Origin of the sequence: Streptomyces sp. NBC_01808 (assembly GCF_035917395.1) — a bacterium.
Classification (GTDB): domain Bacteria; phylum Actinomycetota; class Actinomycetes; order Streptomycetales; family Streptomycetaceae; genus Streptomyces.
In genome coordinates this window covers 1,610,992-1,629,909 of sequence record NZ_CP109072.1, presented here as the reverse complement: position 1 = coordinate 1,629,909, position 18,918 = coordinate 1,610,992, and the positions used below count along the sequence as shown (strand labels likewise).

Genomic DNA, 18,918 nt, shown 5'->3' with positions numbered 1-18,918 from the left:
TGGGAACAGCGTGAAGCTCGATTCGATGTACCAGGACGTCATCCTGGACCACTACAAGCACCCGCACGGGCGGGGCTTGCGGGACGGCGACGCCGAGGTGCACCACGTCAACCCGACCTGCGGCGACGAGATCACGCTGCGTGTGAAGCTCGACGGGCGGACCATCGAGGACGTCTCGTACGAGGGCCAGGGCTGCTCCATCAGCCAGGCCAGCGCTTCCGTGCTCAACGAGCTGCTGGTGGGCAAGGAGCTGGCCGAGGCGCAGCGGATCCAGGAGCGGTTCCTGGAGCTGATGCAGTCGCGTGGGAGGATCGAGCCGGACGACGCCATGGAGGAGATGCTGGAGGACGCGGTCGCGTTCGCCGGCGTCTCGAAGTACCCGGCGCGCGTGAAGTGCGCCCTGCTGTCCTGGATGGCGTGGAAAGACGCCACGGCCCAGGCGCTGAAGGAGGCCGCAGCATGACGGATACCGACGTGACGACGAAGCCCGCGGAGGAGGACGAGATCCGCGAGGCGCTGTACGACGTCGTCGACCCCGAGCTGGGCATCGACGTCGTCAACCTCGGCCTCATCTACGGCATCCACGTGGACGAGGGCAATATCGCCACCCTGGACATGACGCTGACCTCGGCGGCCTGTCCGCTGACCGACGTGATCGAGGACCAGGCGAAGGCCGCCACCGAGGGCATCGTCAACGACCTGAAGATCAATTGGGTCTGGATGCCCCCGTGGGGCCCCGACAAGATCACCGACGAGGGCCGCGAGCAACTGCGCGCGCTCGGCTTCAACGTCTGACCGACCCTCGGAAGGCCCGCCCCGGCTTGCTCGGGGCGGGCCTGCGGTGTTTCCCGGGAAAGTACCGAGAACGCGTGTGCGGCCATCGGGCAACAAGAGGTGACAGGCTCCGCCACCACCTTCCGAACGGGGACCGCCCAGTGACCGACCCGCCGCACGACTTCACGGAGAGACGACTGGAGCCACCGCACGACGTCTCCCCCCTCGTCGACGGAGACGCCGCCGTCATCGAGGAGTCGCTGGACCGGCCCGAGGCGTTCGCCGAGTTGTACGACCGGTACGCCCCTGCCATACACCGCTACGCGACCCGCCGGCTCGGCGCCGGCGCGGCCGACGACATCACCGCCGACACCTTCCTGGCCGCGTTCCGCAGCCGGGCCCGCTACGACACCGGCCGGGCCAGCGCCCGGCCCTGGCTCTACGGCATCGCCGCCAACCTCATCGGCCGGCACCGCCGTTCCGAGGTACGGGGGCTGCGCGCCCTGGCCCGTACCGGCGTCGACCCCGTGGCGCACTCCTGGGTGGACGAGGCCGACGACCGGCTCACCGCCCAGGCCGCGCACGCGCCGCTCGCGGGCGCGCTCGCCGGTCTCGCGGCCGGCGACCGGCACGTGCTGCTGCTGGTGGCCTGGGCCGACCTCAGCTACGCGGAGGTCGCCGAGGCGCTGGACATACCCATCGGCACCGTGCGCTCCCGGCTGAGCCGGGCCCGTCGCAAGGTCCGCGCGGCCGTCGGGCCCGATCCCCACTCCACCCACGACGCACCGGAGGCGGCAACCCATGGATGAGATGTCGAAGCTGCGCGAGTGGCGCGCCGACGCGCCGGCCCCCGACCGCGAGCGGCTCGCCCCCGGCCGCCGCCGGCTGCTCGACGCCGCCGGCGCGCGCAAGCGCCGGCGGCTGCCGGTGCTGGGCGACTGGCGCGTGGTGTCGGGCGCGGTGGCCGCGGGCGTCACGGCGGTGGCACTGCTGACGATGTCCGTCGGCGGCGGCCCAGGCGGAGAGGGGGGTTCTCCGGCGGCGGGCAACGGGGAGGTGGCGGCGCAGACGCCGGTCCACGACAGCGCGCCGGAGCTGCTGCGGCGGGCCGCAGACGCGGTGCGGGATGAGCCGGTGCCGAAGCCGGAGGCGGGGGAGTGGGTGTACCTGCAGACGGTCGAGGAGAACGACGGCGTCCTGGGCGCGGACTCTCCGGCCTCGGGGGAGCAGTGGTACAAGTACGCCGACCCCGAGTTCGAGGACTGGAACGAGGGCGACGACCACTCGCCGCGGGAGCGCTTCGAGTACCTCGCCACACTGCCCGAGGACACCGACGAGGTACTGCAGAAGGCCCGCTGGTTCTACCCCGAGAACGGCGGCCGGCCCGACAGCGACAATCCCGGCGCCGGGCGCAGCGACGAGGAGTTGGCCGCCTGGAACTTCGGGTCGCTGCGCGTGCTGCTGGCCTCGGCGCCGATGCACCCCGTCGGGCAGTCCCGCGTTTACGAGGCGATGGCCACGATCCCAGGGCTGCGTGTGGCGGACAGCACCGTCACGGATGCGGCGGGCCGGCCGGCGCTGGCGTTCTACCGCGACGCAGGCGTCGACGACGGGTTCCGCGACGAACTGCTGATCGATCCCCAGACGTACGCCTACCTGGGCCACCGTTGGGTCGCCACCGAAACCTCGGACAGCAGGGGCGACTCGAAGGTGAAGGCGAAGAAGGGCGAGGTCGTGACGGGCTCGGCGGTCATCCGGTCCGCGCTGGTGGACGGCGACGGCGTACGGCCCTGAGGGCCGCCCGGCGGCGTAGGGAGGCGGGGCGCACGGCACACCCGGCGGACCGGACTCGCGTGGGCGACACGGGAACGGCGGGCGGTCCGGGGTGTGCCGGGCCGCCCGCCGGCCGCCGCGCAGCGCCGGGCCGTGTCGCCATGCGGACCGGTTCGCCTCCCGCGCCGGGCGGCGGTTAGCGTTCGGGTATGACCGACGCAGCGACCTCCACCACCCTCCCCACCGGCGCCGCGGCCACCGGCCTGGCCACCGTCACCCCCGACGGCACCGTCCTCGACACCTGGTTCCCCGCCCCCGCGCTCGCCGACGACCCCGGCCCCGCGGGCACCGAGCGGCTGACCGCCGAGCGCGCGGCCGAGCTGCTCGGGGAGCACGCGCGGGCGGCGCTCGGCCCCGACCCGCGGCGCGGGGTGGAGGTCGTCGCGGTGCGCACGGTGATCTCCTCGCTGCAGGAGAAGCCGGCCGACGCCCACGACGTGTACCTGCGGCTGCACCTGCTCAGCCACCGGCTGGTCCGCCCGCACGGGCAGAACCTCGACGGCGTCTTCGGCCTGCTGGCAAACGTCGCCTGGACCTCCCACGGCCCCGTGCCCGCCGACCGGATCGAGGAGGTGCGGCTCGCGGTCCGCGCCGCCGGGCAGCACCTCCAGGTGAGCCACCTCGACAAGTTCCCGCGCATGGTCGACTACGTGCTGCCCTCCGGCGTCCGCATCGGCGACGCCGACCGCGTCCGCCTCGGCGCGCACCTCGCCGCCGGGACCACCGTCATGCACGAGGGGTTCGTCAACTTCAACGCCGGCACCCTCGGCACGTCCATGGTCGAGGGCCGGATCTCCGCGGGCGTCGTCGTCGGCGACGGCTCGGACGTCGGCGGCGGCGCGTCGATCATGGGCACGCTCTCCGGCGGCGGCAAGGACGTCATCTCCCTCGGCGAGCGCTGCCTGCTCGGCGCCCAGGCGGGCATCGGCATCTCGCTCGGCGACGACTGCATCGTCGAGGCCGGTCTCTACGTCACCGCGGGTACGAAGGTCGCGCTGCCGGACGGCGCCGTGGTCAAGGCCCGCGAGCTGTCCGGCGCGAGCAACCTGCTGTTCCTGCGCAACTCCACCACCGGCGCGGTCGAGGCGCGCCAGCGCTCCGGCTCGTGGGGCGGGCTGAACGCCGCGCTCCACGCCAACGACTGACGCCGGGCGCCCGGTTCGTACCCCGGGAGGCGCCTCCCCGGCGCCCCGCGGCCCGAGCCGCCACGCGTGCCCGCGACCCCATAAGGTTGCGGGCATGCGTGACTTCACCACCGGATTCGGCTTCGTCGGCAAGGGGCTGCGCTGGGTCGCGGGGCACGGCCGGTCGTGGGCCCTCGGCCTCGTGCCCGCGCTCATCGCGCTCGTGCTCTACGCCGCCGCGCTCGCCGCCCTCGCGTACTGGGCCGACGACATCGCCGTGTGGGCCACGCCCTTCGCCGACGACTGGGACTCGCCCTGGCAGGGCCTGCTGCGCGGGCTGTTCATGGCCCTGCTGCTGCTCGGCGGCATCGGCCTCGCGCTGCTCACGTTCACGGCCGTCGCGCTGCTGATCGGCGACCCGTTCTACGAGGCGCTGTCGGGGCGCGTCGAGGAGGACGCCGGCTTCTGCCCGCCCGGCCAGGACGAGCCGCTGCTGCCGGGGCTGTGGCGGTCGCTGAAGGAGAGCGTCCATGTGCTGTCGCGGGCGCTGATGTTCACCGTGCCGCTGTTCTTCCTCGGCTTCGTCCCGTTCCTCGGGCAGACGGTCGTGCCCGCGCTCGGCTTCGCCGTCGCCGGCTTCTTCCTCACCGTCGAGCTGACGTCGTTCGCCCTGCAGCGCCGGGGGATAGACGTGCGCGGGCGGCTGGCGCTGCTGCGCAGGCGCAAGATGCTCGCGCTCGGCTTCGGCGTGCCGATCGTGCTGCTGTTCCTGGTGCCGCTGGCGGCGGTGGTGGTGATGCCGGGGGCGGTGGCGGGCGCGACGCTGCTCGCCCGCCACCTCGTCGGCGACGACGTGCCGGACCGCGGCCCGGCACGGGCCCCAGGACCGCCGCCGGTCAGGGCCTGAGCCGGACCACCGAGGGGTCGTGGTCGCTGGCCTGGTCGGCGTACTCGGCGTTGAGGTGCACGATGTCGTACTCCGCGCGGGCGGCGAGCGCCGGGCTGGCCAGGATGTGGTCCAGCACCTGCGAGTTGCCGTTGAAGACGTAGCCGTAGCGCTGGTCGCGCGGCAGTTCGTTCACCAGGTCGACGAGCGCGCGGTCCTCGGTCAGCCGGGCCACGGCGGGGGAGAAGGGGAAGTCGTTGATGTCGCCGGCGACGACGACGCCCGCCTCCCGGTCCACGGCGAGCACGTCCTGAACGAACCCGTTGACCAGCGCGGCCTGCGCGATCCGCTGCTCCTCCGAGCCGCGCGCCGGCGGCTGGAAGCGGCTGTCGAGGCCCTGGTCGCCGCCCTTGGAGTTGAAGTGGTTGGCGACGACGAAGACCGTGCGCCCGCGGAAGGTGAACTCGCCCGCGAGCGGCTTGCGGCTGTCGTTCCAGGCCGCGTCCCCGGGGGCGATACGGCCCGGGGAGGCGGACAGCGCCGGGGTGCCGCCGTCGTCGGTGACCCGCACGGGCGTCGTGGCGTCGCCGCCGGGGCGGTCGGTGAAGGAGACCCGCTCGGGGTCGTAGAGGAACGCGACGCGGATGTTGCCGCCCGGCTGGCCGCCGTCGGCGTCGTCCGCGGGGTCGAGCTGGCGCCACTCGTACGCGGGCCCGCCCGCGGCGGCGATCGCCTCCGTCAGCTTGCGCAGGGTGGCGTCGGCGCTCGTCACGGCGTCGTTGGTGGCGCCGTTGTCGTCCTGCACCTCCTGGAGGGCGACGATGTCGGGGGAGGCGAGGCCGTCCACGAGGGCGCGGGCCAGCCGGTCGAACTTCGCGGCGCCGTCGCGGGCGGAGAGGTTCTCCACGTTGTACGTGGCCACCGCCAGCTCGGCGTCGCGCTGCGGGCGGGTGGACTCAGGGTCCTGGCCGGTCTGCTGCTCGTCGCCGAGGGCGGTGGCCTGCAGCTCGTAGCCGCCGAACTGGTCGTAGTCCAGCGGGCCCGCCGTGGTGCCGCCGAGGCGGTCGCCGACGTCCAGGACGGGGAAGGGGCGCTGGGCGAACGGGATGAGGGAGGCGACCTTGAGCCGCCCGCCGTTGGGGTCGCTGTAGCCGGCGTAGAGCGTGCCGCCGCGGGCGGTGCGGTTGTGCGCGGGCTCCGCGGTCACCCACAGCTCGTTGAACTCGGTGGTGGGCCCGACGACCCGGGCGTCGCGCACCGCGACCCGCATGCCCTCCAGCGACTCGTAGCGGTCGAGCGCGTACGAGCCGGGGCGCAGCCGCAAGTCCTCGATGCTGCCGCCGCCCACGTCGGGCGCGAACCGGGCGGGGACGGTGGCGTCGCGCAGCACGAAGGCGTCGGGCAGCGGGTTGCCGGAGGACAGGACGGTCCACGTGGCGCCGGTCAGCTCGGTGACGGACTGCAGCCCGGCGTTCTTGCCGCCGGGGTAGTACTCGGTGACGGAGCCGGAGACCTCGACCGCGTCGCCGGGCGCGACGCGGGGGGTGGTGGAGCCGGTGAAGACGAAGACGGCCTCGCTGGTGGCGGCGTCGGCGTCGGGCTCCGGGTCCTGGACCCAGAAGCCGCGGGCGGAGCCGAACGCGCGGACGGCGGTGACGACGCCGGGCACGCCGGTCACCTGCTCGCCGGCGAGCGGGGATATCCGGGTGTCGCCCTGGATGTCGCGGATACGTATCTGCCCGTCGTCCGCCCCGGCGCCCGCGGCTTCGGCGGCGGGGGCGGTGAGCAGGGCGGCGGCGAGCGCGGCGGCGACGGCGTAGGGGACGGGATGGGCGCGTGGCATGGTGTCCTCCGGGACAGGGGCAGGACGGGGAGAAGGGGACGTACATCTACGCGCGTCAATCTCGTGTGCAGGCACGGGCGTTGTCAAGGAACGTGAAGTGAACACCGGGCGCACGGCCCGCCGGAACGGCGTCTTCGGCCGCGGCGCCCCGCGGGGGCTACCCTTGGGCAGCGTCCGATTGATCCCCAGTCTTCGGAGTTGTCGATGACCGCAGACCGCACCGTCCTGCCGCCCGTCCGGCTGCCCGCCGAGGCGGAGCTGGCCCGGGAGGCGCTGGCTTCGCCGCTCTTCGCGCGGGCCGTCCGGCTGGCCCGCTGGGCCGGTCCCGGGTTGCGGGTGGGCGCGGGCGGCGAGCTGCCCGACGCCGAGGTGCGCGAGGCCGCGGCGGAGCTGGGCCTGGAGGAGAGCGCGGACGAGGAGGGCGAGGCGCGGGCGGTCGCCGGCGAGGCGTGGCGGATCGCCGTGGACGTCGGCCTGGTCGACGTCACGGCGCCGGAGGAGGGTGACGAGGAGCTGGGCACCGCGGCGCCGAGCGCCGACCTGCGGCTGGTCACCGGCGGCGCGCCCGCCGACGTACTGGAGCTGTGGGCCGCCGCCTGCGAGTGCGTGCTGTCCGACGCCGCGCTGCCGGACATGAGCGCGCTCGTGGAGCAGATCACCGCGGGCGAGGAGCTGGACCTGGACCGTCTTGACTGGGACCCGGAGGCCGACGCGGACTTCCTCGACGGCGCGCTGGCCAACCTCTACCTGCTCACCGCCATGGAGGGCCCCGGCGCCGACGGCGCCGTCCCGCTGCCGGCGCTGGCCGCCTCGCTCGTCGTCCCCGACGACATGGACGAGCCGACCGAGGAGGTGCTTGCGGAGGTCTCCGAGGCGGTGCTGCGGCTCGACGAGCAGTTCCGGATGCTGGAGCCGGTCGGCGTCGTGGCGTACCGCCCGGTGGCCGAGGAGATCCTCCTCGAAGCCGCCGGCACCGCGCCCGCGGCGGACGGGCCCGAGGACGGCGCCGAGGACGAGGACGTGTCCCGCTACGGCGTCGTGCGCCTCACCCCCCTCGGGCTGTACGCGCTGCGCCGGCGGATGCTCGCCGAGGGCCTGGTCGCCCCGCTCGTGGGCGAGTTGGCGGGCGAGGACGCCTACGTCCTCCTCGACGCCCTGCCCCGGCTGCCCGACCAGGTCGCCCACACGGAGGCCGAAGCCTGGCTGGAGGACCGCAAGCCCGCCGAGGCGGCCACCGAACTCCTCGATGCCGCCCGCGGCACCGACGACCGCGCCCCGGCCCGCCGGCTGGCCTGCCAGCAGGCGCTGGCCGTCGCGGGCGGCGAGGCGGAGCCGGCGGTACGGGACGTGCTCCACGACCGCGAACTGGGCGGTCTGGCGCGCGTCTGGCTCACCGAGCGCGGCGTCCCCGGCGTGCCGCAGCCCACCGAGGACATGGTCTTCTGGCTCGCCGTCGACACCGTCGCCGCCCAGTTGGGCGGGCTGCGGGACGACACCCCCGAGCTGCGCGAGCTGGTGGAGCACCTGGTGGGCATGCACCGCGGCTTCTTCGCCGCCGCCTGGCGCGTGGACCACCCGGCCACGCCCGAGGTGCTGGAGGCGATGGGCCGGTTGCACCCGGACCGGCAGGTCGCCAAGGACGCCCGCAAGGCGGCCTTCAAGGCCCGTTCCCGGCCCATGGCGTAACACCGCGCCGCCCAGCGCGTATCCGAGAGCGCCCGGCCCGTACGCGGCCGGGCGCTCTCGTGCGCTCCCAACTGGGCTTTGTCCTTGCCCGGGATGAAGTTGACGCTGGTTACTGCCAAAGCTCTTTTCGGCAGGGACGAAAGCGGTTACGGTCCTGACGGCGGCGCGCGCCTGTCCGCACACCAGTCACATGTCCGCACACCAGTCACGCCACACAAGTCAGGTATGTCGCGAAACGATGCCCCGTACCCGTCACCCACGGGAGGACGCAACGTGTACAAGACCCGACCCAGACTCCGCACCGCCCTGGCGGCCTTCGCGGGCGCCCTGCTCCTCGGCAGCGGCCTCGCCCCCGGCATGGCCGCCACCGGTGCCGCGCACGAGCCGCCGGCGGCGGCCCAGGACGGCCCCGCCGCGCCCGACCTGCAACAGGTCATCCTCGCCAAGGGCGTCGACCAGGTCGGCGAGCCGATGGCGCTCGCCGTGCTCCCCGACGGCGCCGTGCTGCACACCTCGCGCGACGGCACCCTCTGGCACACCGGCGCCGCGGGCGCCACCCGCGTCGCCGCCCAGCTCCCCGTCTACCCGCACGACGAGGACGGCCTCCAAGGCGTCGGCGTGGACCCGGACTTCGAGACCAACCGCGCCGTCTACCTCTACTACGCGCCCGTCATGGACACCCCCCACGGCATCGCGCCCAGCGACGGCACGCCCGCCGAGTTCGAGGCGTACGAGGGCGTCAACCGCCTCTCGCGCTTCACCCTGAACCAGGACGGCACCCTCGACCTGGGCAGCGAGCAGACCGTGCTGGAAGTCGGCACCGACCGCGGCCGGTGCTGCCACAACGGCGGCGACATCGCCTTCGACAGCGAGGGCAACCTGCTGCTGTCCACCGGCGACGACACCGACCCCTTCTCCTCCGACGGCTACACGCCGATCGACGAGCGCGAGACCCGCAACCCGTCCTTCGACGGGCAGCGCTCCGCGGGCAACACCGACGACCTGCGCGGCAAGATCCTCCGCATCAAGGTCGACCCCGCCGACGGCTCGTACACCGTCCCGGACGGCAACCTCTTCGCGCCCGGCACCGAGAAGACCAGGCCCGAGATCTACGCCATGGGCTTCCGCAACCCGTTCCGGATGAGCGTCGACAAGGCGACCGACACCGTCTACGTCGGCGACTACGGCCCCGACTCCGGCGCCGCCGACCCGGCCCGCGGGCCCGGCGGCCAGGTCGAGTTCAACCGGATCACGGAGGCCGGCAACTTCGGCTGGCCGTACTGCCACGGCGCCAACGATGCCTACAACGACTACGACTTCGCCACCGGCGCGTCCGGCGAGGCGTTCGACTGCGCCGCGCCCCGCAACGAGTCGCCGCGCAACACCGGCCTCACCGAGCTGCCGCCGGCCCAGTCCGCCTGGATCGCCTACGACGGCAACTCCATCCCGGAGTTCGGCAGCGGCTCGGAGTCCCCGATGGCCGGCCCGGTCTTCCGCCACGACCCGGACCTCGGCTCCCGGCTCCAGCTCCCCGAGCGCTACGACGAGCTGTTCTTCGCCGGCGAGCAGGGCCGCGAGTGGATCAAGACCATCGGCGTGGGCGAGGACGGCGGCGTCGGCGCCATCGAGGACTTCTCGTCCGGCAGCAAGATCATGGACATGGAGTTCGGTCCTGACGGGGCGCTGTACTTCCTCGACTACGGCACCGGTTTCTTCAACGGCGACCAGAACTCCGCCCTCTACCGGATCCAGAACGCCACCCAGGGCTTCGCGCCCGAGCCCGTCGCCTCCTCCGACGCGACCACCGGGCACGCCCCGCTGAAGGTCGCGTTCTCCTCGGCCGGCACCGCCGACCGGGACAGCGAACAGCTCCGCTACCGCTGGGACTTCGGCGACGGCAAGACCTCCGACAAGCAGAACCCGCAGCACAGCTACAGCCAGGACGGCCAGTACTCCGCCGTCCTCACCGTCACCGACCCCGACGGCAACACCGGCACCTCCGCCGTCCGCGTCGTCGTCGGCAACACCCCGCCCGAGGTCGAGCTGAAGCTGCCGGCCGACGGCACGGTCTTCGAGTACGGCGACGACATCCCGTTCGAGGTGGCCGTCTCCGACGCCGAGGACGGCGAGATCGACTGCTCCCGGGTGCGCGTCGACTACGCGCTCGGCCACGACACCCACGGACACCCGATGACCTTCGAGGAGGGCTGCACCGGCACCATCGAGACCTTCGAGGAGGACCGGCACGACGACAACGCCAACCTCTTCGGCCTCATCCGCGCCCGCTACACCGACGGCGGCGGCGCCACCGCGGGCGTGCCCGCGCTGAACACCAGCGCCGAGCACAAGCTCCAGCCCGCGCACCGCCAGGCCGAGCACTTCGGCACCGCCGAGGGCGCCACGGCCGGTGCCGCGAGCGGCGCCGAGGGCGGCCGGGCCGTCACCGGCGGGGGCGGCGAGTGGATCGCCTTCGAGCCGTACGTGCTCGACGACATCACGCGCCTGTCCGCCCGCGTCGACGCCGCAGGCAGCGCCGACGGGGCCGTGGAGCTGCGCGCCGGCGCGCCCGACGGGCCGGTGCTCGCCACCGCCCCGGTGGGCGGCGAGAGCGGCTGGCACGAGGCGGGCGCCGACGTGACGGACCCGCCCGCCGGGACGACGTCGCTGTATCTGGTGTTCACCGGAGGGGAGTTCAAGCTGGACAGCTTCCACCTCGGCAGCGGCTGACGCCGCACGCCGCCACGCACCACCGCCGGCGCCCCGAGGGGAGCGCCGGCGGGCAGCGGCGGCGGGGAAGGCCGTACGTACGTCCCGGCGGGCGCGGGTGGTACCCCGCGCCCGGCGGGACGCGACCGGCAGCCGCGCGCGGCGCAGGCAGCGCGCGGCGGGCCCGGAGCCGGGTCCGCACCGGCCGGCTCCGGGCACCTTCCGCGCCGTAGCACCGCATCCCCCCACGGCCCCTTGACCCGTACGCCCATCGACACCACCCGAGGAGCCACACCATGCGTCGTACGAGCCTCCCACTCGCCGGCACCGCCCTGGCCGCCGCCACCCTCGCCGCAGGACTGCTCGCCCCGACCGCGACCGCGGCCGGGGAGTCCCCAGCCGGCGCCGCCGCAGGCGACACCACCTGCGCGGCCCCCGACGCCCGCCCGACCGTCCGCTTCCTGGACGACGACAGCGGCGTGCCCAACCGCGCCGCCGGAGGCGGCTGCACGATCAACGACCTCATCGACGACGAGCGCGCCTGGCAGAGCCGGGGCGCGTTCCTGGCGCACACCGAGAAGGTGTCGGGCTCCCTGCTGCGCGCCGACGTGATCGGCCCGGGGGAGTACGCGCGGCTGCTCACGACCGCGGCGCAGTCCGGCATCGGCGGCAAGCACGGGCCCGCGCCGTACGACGTCATCTTCGACGGCAGCAAGGAGTCCTTCGACGACTGGGGTTACGTCGGCGGGCGCGGCTTCGAGCTGAACGACGACGGCTCGATGGCCACGGGCCCGAACCCGCCCACCGGCGGGCTCGGGCTGCTCTGGTACGAGAAGGAGGAGTTCGGCGACTTCTCGCTGCGGCTGCAGTTCCGCGACGAGCGGGCGGACAACGGCCGCTCCAACAGCGGCGTCTTCGTCCGCTTCCCGGGCGTCGACCCGGCGGCGAACCCGGAGTGCCGGACGAACGACCCGGCGTGGGTGTCCGTCAACTGCGGGCACGAGATCCAGATCAACGACTCGGCCGAGACCTCCGGCAACGACCCGCGCAAGACCGGCTCGGTCTACGGTTTCGCCGACCTCGACCTCGCCGCGGCGAAGCCCACGGAGAAGGGCGTGTGGAACGACCTGGAGATCCGGGTGGTCGGCCAGCAGTACACGGTGATCCGCAACGGCGAGGTCATCAACGAGTTCGAGAACAAGCCCGGCATCCCCTTCCCGGGCCGCCCGACCGACCCGGGCACCAGCGGGCGGCAGTTCGCCGAGGGCTACATCGGCCTGCAGAACCACGACACGCAGTCGGTCGTGGAGTTCCGCAACATCCGGGTACGCGACCTGGCGTAGCCGGCGACGCACACGAAAGCGGCGGGGCCCGGTCCGCGACCGGGCCCCGCCGCCTGTGTGCGTACGGGGGGTTACAGCGCCGCCGCGGCGGGCTTGACCATGCCCTTCACGGTGCGCGAGTCGACGAACTCGCCGAGGGCGGTCATCTCCCACTCGCCGCTGAACTGCTTGATGAACTTCGCCATGAGAACACCCGTGCGGGGCTCGGACGAGGTGAGGTCGAAGCGGACCAGCTCCTCGCCGGTCTGGCCGTCGAGCAGGCGGCAGTACGCCTTGGCGACGTCGGTGAACTTCTGGCCGGAGAAGGAGTTGACCGTGAAGACCAGGCCCGTGACCTCCGGCGGCAGGCCGCCGAGGTGGACGGTGATGACCTCGTCGTCGCCCGCGCCCTCGCCGGTGAGGTTGTCACCGGAGTGCTGGATCGCGCCGTTGAGGATCTGGAGCTTGCCGAAGAAGCAGTTGTCGATCTTGTTGCGCTGGGGGCCGTACGCGATGACGGAGGCGTCCAGGTCGATGGACTTGGCGCGACGCCGGCCGCCGCCGTACGCGGGCTCCCAGCCCAGGCCCATCTTCACCGTGGTCAGCAGCGGCTGGCCGCCCTTGACCAGTGAGACCGTCTGGTTCTTCTGGAGGTTGACGCGGCCCTTGTCGAGGTTGACCTTCCCGGGCTGCCCGGCGGCCGGCGGCGGTCCGGGCTGCTGCGGGGCGGCCGGGGGCGGGCCGAAGCCGCCGGGGGCGGGCGGGGCCCCGGGCGCCGGGGGGCGGGCGGCGGGGCCGCGGGGCCGCCCCACTGGCCCGGGGGCGGCGGGGGCATGGAACCCGGCATCGGCGCGGCCGGCGGCATGGGCGCGGCGGGCGGCTGCGGTGCGGCGGGAGCCTGCGGGGCCGCCGGGCCTGCGGCGCGGCCGGGGCGGGCGGCGGCGGGGGTGCGGCGGCGGGCGCGGCCTGGGCGGGCGCGGGCGCCGGCTCGTCGACGCTGACGCCGAAGTCGGTGGCGATGCCGGCGAGCCCGTTCGAGTAACCCTGGCCCACGGCGCGGACCTTCCACGCGCCGTTGCGCCGGTAGACCTCCACCACGACGAGGGCCGTCTCGCTCGACAGCTGCGGCGGCGTGAACGTGGCGATGACCGCGCCGCTCGCGGCGTCCCGCACCGTCGCCGTCGGCTCGGTCCCCGAGAACGTCCCGCTGTCCAGGCTGGCGGTGACCACGACCTTCTCGATGTCCGCGGGCACGCCCGCGGTGTCCACCGTGATGGTGTCGGCGGCGCCCGACTGGTGTGTCACCCCGGGGCCCGAGGGCTGGTTGTAGAAGACGAAGTCGTCGTCGGAGCGCACCTTGCCGGCGGCGGTGAGCAGGAGGCCCGAGACGTCGAGCCGCACCGGCGCGGTGACGTCCACGGCCACCCGGGCGGCGCTGAGCGGTAGGTTCGAGCCAGGGGTCATCGCAGTCATGCACCGGCTAACGAACGGCCCCGGTCCGCGGTTCCGCCCGTGTCCCCCGGACGGGGACCTCCGCTGGACCGTTACGCCCCTGGTCGCCGGCCGGCCGCGCAGCGCCCCCCGTGCCCAGGGTCGCCGCCGCCACGCCCGCCGCCGCGACGGCCATCCCGGCCACCGCCACGGGGCCGGGCGCCTCGCCGAACATCGCGTACGCCCACAGCGCCGTGACCGGCGGCGTCAGGTACATCAGCGCGCTGGTCACGGTGACCCCGCTGCGGTGCAGGCTCAGCCAGTAGAAGCCGTACCCGCCGGCCGTGGACAGCACCACGACCCACGCCACCGCCAGCCAGAAGCCGCCGCCCGCGGGCGGCGCGCCCCGGCCGCCGGCCAGGGCGACCGCGCTGAAGAGGACGGCGCTCACCAGCACGTGCACGGGCACCGCGTCCGCGGGCGGCAGCGGCGAGCGGGCCCTGCGCTCCAGGAAGCTGGCGCCGAGCAGCGCGGCCATGCCGGCGAAGGGCAGCGCGTACGCCCACGGCGGTGCCGCGCCGGCGCCGCCGAGGTCGTCCCGTACGACGAGCGCCACCCCCGCGAGCCCCACCGCCAGCCCGGCCCACTGCCGCCGGCTCACCTTCTCGCCGAGCAGCGGCCCGGCGAGCGCGCCCGCGGCCAGCGGCTGGAGTGCGGCGATCAGCGCCGCGCTGCCGGCGGGGACGCCCAGGCCCACGGCCCAGACGATGGCGCCCAGATAGCCGCCCTGCGACAGGGCGCCGATCACGGCCTGCTCGCCCAGCGCCCGGCGCGGGAGCCGGTGGCGGCGCAGCAGCAGCCAGCCGCCGGCGAAGAGCGCCGCGGCGGCGAGGAAGCGCCACATCAGCAGGGTGTCGGCCGCGGCCTCGCGGGTGCCCAGCTCGGCGCCGATGAAGCCGGAGCTCCAGAAGGTGACGAGACCGGCGGAGACGGCCGTGACACCCATGGTGACCTCCTAGATTAAACCGATCGGTTTACTCGTTCTGGCCAGTGTACTAAACAGGTCGGTATACTCGTCGGCGGAGGTGGTCGCAGATGGCGGCGACGCAGACGGCGGTGCAGCCGCGGCTCACGCCGGCGGCGCGGAAGATCCTGGACGCCGCGGAGACGCTCTTCTACAACCGCGGCATCACCGCCGTGGGCGTGGACCTGATCGCCCGCCGGGCCGGCGTGACCAAGAAGACGATCTACGACCGCTACGGCTCCAAGGACGCCCTTGTCGCTGCCTACCTGCGGCGGCGCGACGAGCGCTGGCGCACCTGGCTGCCCGCCGAGGTCGAGCGCACCGCCGCCGGCGGCACCGCCTGCGACCGGATCCTCGCCACCTTCGACGCGCTCGGCACCTGGATGGGCGGGCAGTCCCCGCGCGGCTGCAGCTTCGTCAACGCCGCCGCCGAGCTGACCGACCCCGGGCACGCGGGCCGCCAGGTCATCGCCGACCAGAAGCACTGGCTGCGCGGCTATCTGCGCGAGCTGTGCGAGCGGGCCGGAGCAGAGGACCCCGGGCTGCTCGCCGACGAGCTGCTGCTGATCCACGAGGGCGCGACCGTGCTCTACGGGCTCTCCGCCGTGCCCGAGCCGGTCACCGTCTCCCGGCGGCTCGCCGAGGCCGCGCTGCTGCGCGCCGGCTGCACCGCCTGAGCCGGACGCGTCGTACCAGGCCGGCGCCGGTACGCCGCCCGCCCTCACCCGCGTACGCCGCCCAACTCCCCCCGGTGGCACGGAAGTCGTGCCGCCGCACCCATTGACGAACCCCCCGGGCCGCCCTACTTTCAGCGCGTCGTACTTCGTACGTCATATATGAGACGCGATACCTGAGATACCCCAAGGGCGGCCATGACTTTCGCTCCAGGCCCGATCCCCTCCCGCACGCAGTACGTGCAGGACGCGATCAAGCACGCCATCCTCACCGGCAAGCTCACCCCCGGGCAGCCGCTCGTCGAGGCCGACCTCGCCGCGCAGTTCGGGGTCTCCAAGACGCCGGTGCGCGAGGCGCTCAAGACGCTGGCCGGCTCCGGGCTCGTGGTGATGAGCCAGTACAAGGGCGTCACCGTGCGCACCGTGGACGCCACCATGGCCCGCGAGGTCTACGACGTCCGGCTGCTGCTCGAACCCGAGGCGCTGCGCCGCACCGTCGCGCTCGACGCGTCGCTGCTCGCCGCCGAAGAGGCCCTGGTACGCGCCGAGTCCGCGCCCGACGCCGCCGACCGCAGCCTCGCCAACCGCGACTTCCACCGCGCCCTGTACCTGCCCTGCGGCAACCCGCTGCTCAGCCGCATGCTCGACGACCTGCGCGACCAGGCGGCGCTGGTCTCCACCGTCGCCTGGTCCGCCAACCCCTCCTGGGAGCGCGAGGCCGGCGAGCACCGGGAGATCCTCCGGCTCGCCGCCGCCGGCGACGCGCGGGCGGCGGGCGCCGCGCTGCACGACCACATCGCGTCGTTCCTCGCCCGGGCGTTCCCCGCATGACCGCCGCCCCGGCCGCAGCCGACGCCGCCGCCCCCGACCGGAAGGCCGGCCCCATGGACCACCTCAGGCCCGCGCTCGCCGAGGCCGTCGCCATCCCCGTCACGCCCTTCGACGCGGCCGGCGGCATCGACGAGGACGCGTACCGCGCGCTGCTGCGCCGCCTCCTCGACGGCGGCGTACGGACCGTCACCCCCAACGGCAACACCGGCGAGTACTACTCCCTCGGCCCCGGCGAGCGCCGCCGCGTCACCGAACTGACCGTCGCCGAAGTCCGCGGTGAGGCCGCCGTCATCGTCGGCGTCGGCCACGACCTGCCCACCGCCGTCGAGGCCGCCAGGCACGCGGGGGAGGCGGGCGCCGAGATGGTGATGGTGCACCAGCCGGTACACCCGTACGTCTCGCAGAGCGGCTGGGTCGACTACCACCGCGCCGTCGCCGAGGCCGTCCCCGGGCTCGGCGTCGTGCCGTACATCCGCAGCGACCGGCTCGACGGCGCCCGGCTGGCGCGGCTCGGCGAGCTGTGCCCCAACGTCGTCGGCGTCAAGTACTCCGTCCCCGACGCCGCCCGCTTCGCCGCCTTCGCGCGCGACGCCGGCCGGGAGCGGTTCGCCTGGGTCGCCGGGCTCGCCGAGCTGTACGCGCCCGCCTACTGGGCCTGCGGCGCCACCGGCTTCACCTCGGGCCTCGTCAACGTCGCGCCGAAGGTCTCCCTCGCGATGCTGGAGGCGCTGCGCGCCGCCGACTACCCCGCGGCCATGCGCGTCTGGGAGCAGATCCGCCCCTTCGAGGAACTGCGCGCCGCCGACGCCTCCGCCGACAACGTCTCCGTCGTCAAGGAGGCCCTGGCCGCCCTCGGCCTGGCCCGCCGTGACGTGCGCCCGCCGGGCCGGCTGCTGCCGGGTCCCGTGCGGGAGCGGGTGGCGGAGATCGTACGGGGGTGGGGGATATGACCGGCGAAGAGCGCGGGCGGGGGCGCGAGTTGCGCAGCCACCGCTGGTACGGGGACGGGGTCGCCGCCGGGCTGCGCTCCTTCAGCCACCGCGCCCGTACCCGGCAACTCGGCTACCTGCCGGAGGAGCACCTCGGCAAGCCGGTCGTCGCCGTTCTCAACACCTGGTCCGACATCAACCCCTGCCACGCCCACCTCCGCGAGCGCGCCCAGGCCGTCAAGCGCGGCGTGTGGCAGGCCGGCGGCTTCCCGCTGGAGTTCCCCGTCGCCACGCTCTCGGAGACCTTCCAGAAGCCCACGCCCATGCTCTACCGCAACCTCCTCGCCATGGAGACCGAGGAGCTGCTGCGCTCGTACCCGGTCGACGGCGCGGTGCTCATGGGCGGCTGCGACAAGACCACGCCCGCGCTGCTCATGGGCGCCGCCAGCGCCGGTCTGCCCGCCGTCTTCGTCCCGTCGGGGCCGATGCTGCCCGGCCGCTGGCGCCGCGAAGTCCTCGGCTCCGGCACGGACATGTGGAAGTACTGGGACGACCACCGCGCCGGGCTCATCGGCGACTGCGAGCTGGCCGAGCTGGAGTGCGGGCTGGCCCGCTCGCCCGGCCACTGCATGACCATGGGCACCGCCTCCACCATGACCGCCGCCGCCGAGGCCCTCGGCATGACCCTGCCCGGCGCCTCCTCGATCCCCGCCGTCGACTCCGGGCACGAGCGGATGGCCGCCGCGGCCGGCGCGCGGATCGTCGGGATGGTGTGGGAGGACCTGACGCCCGCGCGGATCCTCACGCGCGAGGCGTACGAGGACGCCGTCGCCACCGTCCTCGCCCTCGGCGGCTCCACCAACGCCGTCATCCATCTCATCGCCATGGCCGGCCGCTCCGGCGTCGCCCTGGCCCCCGCCGACTTCGACCGGATCGCGCGCACCGTGCCGGTGCTCGCCGACGTGCGCCCCGGCGGCCGGTTCCTGATGGAGGACTTCCACTTCGCCGGCGGGCTGCCCGCGCTGCTCTCCCGCCTCACCGACGTGCTGCACCTGGACCGACCCACCGTCGCCGGGACGGTGCGCGAGCGGCTGGCCGGCGCCCGGGTGCACGACGCGGAGGTGATCCGGCCCCGCGACAACCCCGTCGCCGCCGAGGGCGGCGTGGCCGTGCTGCGCGGCAACCTCTGCCCGGACGGCGCGGTGATCAAGCACGTCGCCGCCGAGCCCCGGCTGCTCGCGCACACCGGCCCCGCCGCCGTCTTCGACGACTACCGCGAACTCCAGCGCACCATCGACGACCCCGCTCTCGCGCTCACCGCGGACCACGTGCTGGTGCTGCGCAACGCGGGCCCGCTCGGCGGCCCCGGCATGCCGGAGTACGGGATGCTGCCGATCCCCGCCTACCTGCTCAAGCAGGGCGTACGCGACATGGTGCGGATCTCCGACGCCCGGATGAGCGGCACGAGTTACGGCGCCTGCGTGCTGCACGTCGCCCCCGAGGCGTACGTCGGCGGGCCGCTGGCGCTCGTCGAGAACGGCGACCTCGTCACCCTCGACGTCCCCTCCCGCACCCTGCGGCTGGAGGTCGGCGACGCCGAACTGGCCCGCCGCCGCGCCGCCTGGACGCCGCCGCCCCCGCGCTACGAGCGCGGCTACGGCGCCCTGTACGCCGACCAGATCACGCAGGCCGACACCGGCTGCGACTTCGCCTTCCTGGCCCGTACGGGCCGGGTGCCCGAGCCCTACGCGGGCTGACCGCCCGGGCGCGCACCACTCCGTTCCACCGCATACCAGCCTGTCCGACTGATCGAACGACGTTCTCGAAGCGCTTCGACGGCACCGATAGGAGCAGA

The 18,918-nt window shown here is 74.3% G+C and carries 15 protein-coding genes and 1 pseudogene; 13 read left to right on the top strand and 3 right to left on the bottom strand.

Translation table 11 applies throughout. The annotated features are described in order from the left end of the window. Window positions 1–10 precede the first annotated feature (10 nt). The 6 genes from sufU (at window position 11) to OG946_RS06795 (ending at window position 4,638) form a co-directional block, all read left to right on the top strand. On the top strand, window positions 11–463 hold the full coding sequence (sufU, locus tag OG946_RS06820; RefSeq protein ID WP_326795241.1) for a Fe-S cluster assembly sulfur transfer protein SufU: 453 nt from the start codon (window positions 11–13) through the stop codon (window positions 461–463). After that, a complete protein-coding gene (locus OG946_RS06815) occupies window positions 460–795 on the top strand; it encodes a metal-sulfur cluster assembly factor (protein WP_027742964.1) in 336 nt (111 codons plus the stop codon). Before sufU ends, OG946_RS06815 begins: the two co-directional genes overlap by 4 nt. Before the next feature lie 176 nt (window positions 796–971). Beyond that, on the top strand, window positions 972–1,583 hold the full coding sequence (locus tag OG946_RS06810; protein WP_326800166.1) for an RNA polymerase sigma factor: 612 nt from the start codon (window positions 972–974) through the stop codon (window positions 1,581–1,583). Continuing rightward, window positions 1,576–2,568 (top strand): CU044_5270 family protein, encoded by a 993-nt coding sequence (locus OG946_RS06805; protein WP_326795240.1) that lies wholly within the window; start codon window positions 1,576–1,578, stop codon window positions 2,566–2,568. The genes OG946_RS06810 and OG946_RS06805 overlap by 8 nt, the downstream gene beginning before the upstream one ends. Window positions 2,569–2,756: 188 nt before the next feature. After that, window positions 2,757–3,752, top strand: coding sequence for a 2,3,4,5-tetrahydropyridine-2,6-dicarboxylate N-succinyltransferase (gene dapD / locus OG946_RS06800; protein ID WP_326795239.1), 996 nt, complete (start codon window positions 2,757–2,759; stop codon window positions 3,750–3,752). Window positions 3,753–3,846: 94 nt separating this feature from the next. Then, the gene (locus tag OG946_RS06795) at window positions 3,847–4,638 is read left to right on the top strand and encodes an EI24 domain-containing protein (RefSeq protein WP_326795238.1); all 792 of its coding nucleotides are present in this window, start codon (window positions 3,847–3,849) and stop codon (window positions 4,636–4,638) included. Here the strand turns inward: OG946_RS06795 and OG946_RS06790 are convergent. Further along, window positions 4,628–6,460 (bottom strand): endonuclease/exonuclease/phosphatase family protein, encoded by a 1,833-nt coding sequence (locus OG946_RS06790; protein WP_326795237.1) that lies wholly within the window; start codon window positions 6,458–6,460, stop codon window positions 4,628–4,630. The genes OG946_RS06795 and OG946_RS06790 overlap by 11 nt on opposite strands. A gap of 204 nt (window positions 6,461–6,664) precedes the next feature. Here OG946_RS06790 and OG946_RS06785 point away from each other — a divergent pair, with 204 nt between their 5' ends. The 3 genes from OG946_RS06785 to OG946_RS06775 all read left to right on the top strand — a co-directional run bounded on the left by OG946_RS06785 (window position 6,665) and on the right by OG946_RS06775 (window position 12,195). Further along, the gene (locus OG946_RS06785) at window positions 6,665–8,146 is read left to right on the top strand and encodes a hypothetical protein (protein ID WP_326795236.1); all 1,482 of its coding nucleotides are present in this window, start codon (window positions 6,665–6,667) and stop codon (window positions 8,144–8,146) included. 357 nt (window positions 8,147–8,503) lie between these two features. After that, window positions 8,504–10,873: a PQQ-dependent sugar dehydrogenase gene (locus OG946_RS06780; protein ID WP_326800165.1), complete on the top strand. Its 2,370-nt coding sequence runs from the start codon at window positions 8,504–8,506 to the stop codon at window positions 10,871–10,873. 275 nt (window positions 10,874–11,148) lie between these two features. Then, window positions 11,149–12,195 carry a 3-keto-disaccharide hydrolase gene (locus OG946_RS06775; RefSeq protein WP_326795235.1) on the top strand — a complete coding sequence of 349 codons (1,047 nt, stop codon included), beginning with the start codon at window positions 11,149–11,151 and terminating at the stop codon, window positions 12,193–12,195. A 71-nt stretch (window positions 12,196–12,266) separates the two neighbouring features. Here the strand turns inward: OG946_RS06775 and OG946_RS06770 are convergent. Next, window positions 12,267–13,638, bottom strand: a pseudogene (locus OG946_RS06770) (TerD family protein). 16 nt (window positions 13,639–13,654) lie between these two features. Further along, entirely contained in the window at window positions 13,655–14,611 is a 957-nt protein-coding gene (locus OG946_RS06765) for a DMT family transporter (RefSeq protein ID WP_326795234.1), read from the bottom strand. Window positions 14,612–14,700: 89 nt separating this feature from the next. On the opposite strand from OG946_RS06765, the gene OG946_RS06760 reads away from it, so the two are divergent. From OG946_RS06760 to araD, 4 genes are all read left to right on the top strand, one after another. After that, window positions 14,701–15,306: a TetR/AcrR family transcriptional regulator gene (locus OG946_RS06760; RefSeq protein WP_326795233.1), complete on the top strand. Its 606-nt coding sequence runs from the start codon at window positions 14,701–14,703 to the stop codon at window positions 15,304–15,306. A gap of 195 nt (window positions 15,307–15,501) precedes the next feature. Continuing rightward, window positions 15,502–16,134 carry a GntR family transcriptional regulator gene (locus OG946_RS06755; RefSeq protein WP_326795232.1) on the top strand — a complete coding sequence of 211 codons (633 nt, stop codon included), beginning with the start codon at window positions 15,502–15,504 and terminating at the stop codon, window positions 16,132–16,134. Then, a complete protein-coding gene (locus OG946_RS06750) occupies window positions 16,131–17,084 on the top strand; it encodes a dihydrodipicolinate synthase family protein (protein WP_326795231.1) in 954 nt (317 codons plus the stop codon). Before OG946_RS06755 ends, OG946_RS06750 begins: the two co-directional genes overlap by 4 nt. Continuing rightward, window positions 17,081–18,820, top strand: coding sequence for an L-arabinonate dehydratase (gene araD, locus OG946_RS06745; protein ID WP_326795230.1), 1,740 nt, complete (start codon window positions 17,081–17,083; stop codon window positions 18,818–18,820). The genes OG946_RS06750 and araD overlap by 4 nt, the downstream gene beginning before the upstream one ends. Window positions 18,821–18,918 lie beyond the last annotated feature (98 nt).